The organism is uncultured Porphyromonas sp., assembly GCF_934359325.1.
Classification (GTDB): Bacteria; Bacteroidota; Bacteroidia; order Bacteroidales; family Porphyromonadaceae; genus Porphyromonas_A.
Genome location: NZ_CAKRLH010000215.1, coordinates 1 through 2,649, shown reverse-complemented (window position 1 = coordinate 2,649; position 2,649 = coordinate 1). Strand labels below are relative to the sequence as shown.

Genomic DNA, 2,649 nt, shown 5'->3' with positions numbered 1-2,649 from the left:
AAGGTGGTGGTATTTGACAAGAAGGAGGGCGTCCACTTCGGCGACACGGTTCGCTGCCACATCGACGACGTCACCAGTGCCACCCTATTGGGTCATCTCGTCTGACCACACCATATAGTATATCTCCGCCTATCGGTTTCTCCCCAGTATTATCTGACATTTCATGAGACGAAGCACTCTTCTGCTGCTCCTATGGAGCTTCCTGGCTCTGATGCCCTCGCTCTCGGCGCAGCGCGTCCGAGTCGCCTGCATCGGCAACTCTGTCACTTACGGTTACGGGCTGGAGGATCCGGCGGCGCAGTCCTACCCCACCATCCTCGGTCAGTTCCTCGGCGAGGGGTATGAGGTGCGAAACTTCGGTCACAGCGGATCCACCCTCCTCAGGGACGGGCACAATCCCTACGTGGAGACGAAGGAGTTTGCTGCGGCACTCGCTTTCAAGCCCGACGTGGCGGTGATCCACTTGGGACTCAATGACACCGACCCCCGCAACTTCCCGCACTACCGGGATCGCTTCGTGGCGGACTACTGCACCCTGATCGACTCCCTCAGGGCGGTCAATCCGGAAATGGACATCAGGATCTGCAGTATGACTCCCATCTTCCCCTGTCACTCACGATACATCTCCTCCACGCACGACTGGTATCGGATCCTGCAGGGACTGATCCCGCGGGTGGCTCAGGCCCGTCAGACGGGATTTATCGATCTCTACGAGGCGTTTCGCCACCGCCCCGATCTGATCACCGATCCGCCCACGCTCCACCCGAATGCTCGCGGAGCTCGTCATCTGGCAGAGACAGTCTTCCGATCCCTTACGGGTGACTACGGCGGTATCAGCCTCGATGGCGCCTGGCAGCCCCACATGGTGCTGAGGCAGGGGATGACCCACACGATCACCGGTCATGCAGACAGAGGGGACCGGATCACCCTCCGGTGGCGAGGCGAGCGCTATCTCTCAGCACCGGTGGGGGATGATGGGAAGTGGTCGATCACCTTCCCCGCCGGAGAGGCGACCGGAGAGCCTCAGCTGCTGTCCGTAGAGGGGAATGAGAAAAAGATCACTCTCCCAGACCTCCTCGTGGGAGAGGTCTGGCTCGTCAGCGGTCAGAGCAATATGGCATTCTCTCTCAGGGATGCCACCGGCGGATCGGACTATGCCGCGACACGTCATCCCCGGCAGGGCACCCTGCGGCTGCTTCGCCTGAGACCCTTCGCCGAGACAGACAGCAGGCCATGGAGCGAAGAGGCTCTGCGTCGAGCCAATGAGCTCGACTTCTATCACGGCGAATGGAAGGCAGTCAGTACCGAGACGGCACTCGACTTTTCAGCCGTGGGATACGCCTTTGCCACACAGATGGCAAGCAAACTGGACGTGCCGGTGGGCGTCATCGAGATCGACAATGGCGGCACCCCTCTCACCTCGTGGGTGAGCAGAGACATTCTGGAGGACGATCCGAGGTTTGCCAAGGTCTTTGACCACTGGCGAGACAATGACTACACCATGCAGTGGTGTCGGGAGCGAATGGAGACCAACCTGCAGCTCACGAAGGATCCCTTCCAGAGACATAGCTATGACCCCTCCTTCAACGAAGAGACCGGCTACCGCCTTATCTATGGTCAGTCGCTCTCCGGCGTGCTCTGGTATCAGGGCGAGAGTGATGCGGAGAATGCGGAGCAGTATGGTCTCCTCTTCCCCCACTTCGTCCGGGATCTGCGTCGTCACTTCGGCACTGATCTGCCTGTGCTGACGGTGCAGCTAAGCAACCTTGATCGTCCCTCCTGGGGGCGATTTAGAGACCTGCAGCGCCGTTTGGCTGAGGAGATGAAGGGGGTAAGCCTCGTCACCAGCTATGATCTCGGCGAGCGGGGCGATGTGCACTACCACGACAAGACGCCTCTCGGCGAGCGTGCTGCACGTCTGGCACTTCAGTCTGTCTACGGTCACCGCACCGGGGCAGAGGCGACTGCGGCGAGACCCCTACGCATCGAGGCGTGTGCCGATGGATGGAGGCTCTCACTGGATGCCGGCGAAGGGACCCTCGAGACCTCCGACGGCGCAGAGGTACGGGGTCTCCTCGGGGAGACGCTGGATGGGCGGTGGATCCCGCTGCGGGGCGATATCGACGGAGCTAGTCTGAGGATCAAGTGTCCCGAGGGATCACTCCGGATCGTCTCCGTCGCCTATGCCTTCACCGGCTGGACGGATGCCAACCTGCGCACCGCCGGAGGACAGCCGGTCCCCACCTTTATCCTACCCATCCCGGAGCGGTAGTAGCCGGGGCAAGGTGATGCCCTCAGAACTAATACCGATATTAGACGAAACTATAGTCGGTATTAGTGAACACTAATATCGGTAATAGTCAAACCTATTACCGGTAATAGAAACAGCCTTCAGCCTACTGCTGACCCCCAGTCCGTTACGGAGAGCTCCACAGCCTGTGATACCGGCCTCTAATCCGTCAGGTCTCCGGATCCATAGGTGACGCACTTGAGCGTTACAGGAGCCACTCCACTCATTGTGAAGAGTGGTGAACGATGCACCCCGACAGGGGTGCCCGTTTCTTAGCCCCGTGGTCGAGGGGCGTAGCCCCGACGACCCGGGGGTCAGGCGTTGCTAGCGATCCCGCGACCCCGCTAGGGTGTCGCACT

General features: G+C 60.4%; 1 protein-coding gene. It reads left to right on the top strand.

The annotated features are described in order from the left end of the window. Positions 1-163 precede the first annotated feature (163 nt). On the top strand, positions 164-2,272 hold the full coding sequence (locus Q0F21_RS07025) for a GDSL-type esterase/lipase family protein (protein WP_297238615.1): 2,109 nt from the start codon (positions 164-166) through the stop codon (positions 2,270-2,272). Positions 2,273-2,649 lie beyond the last annotated feature (377 nt).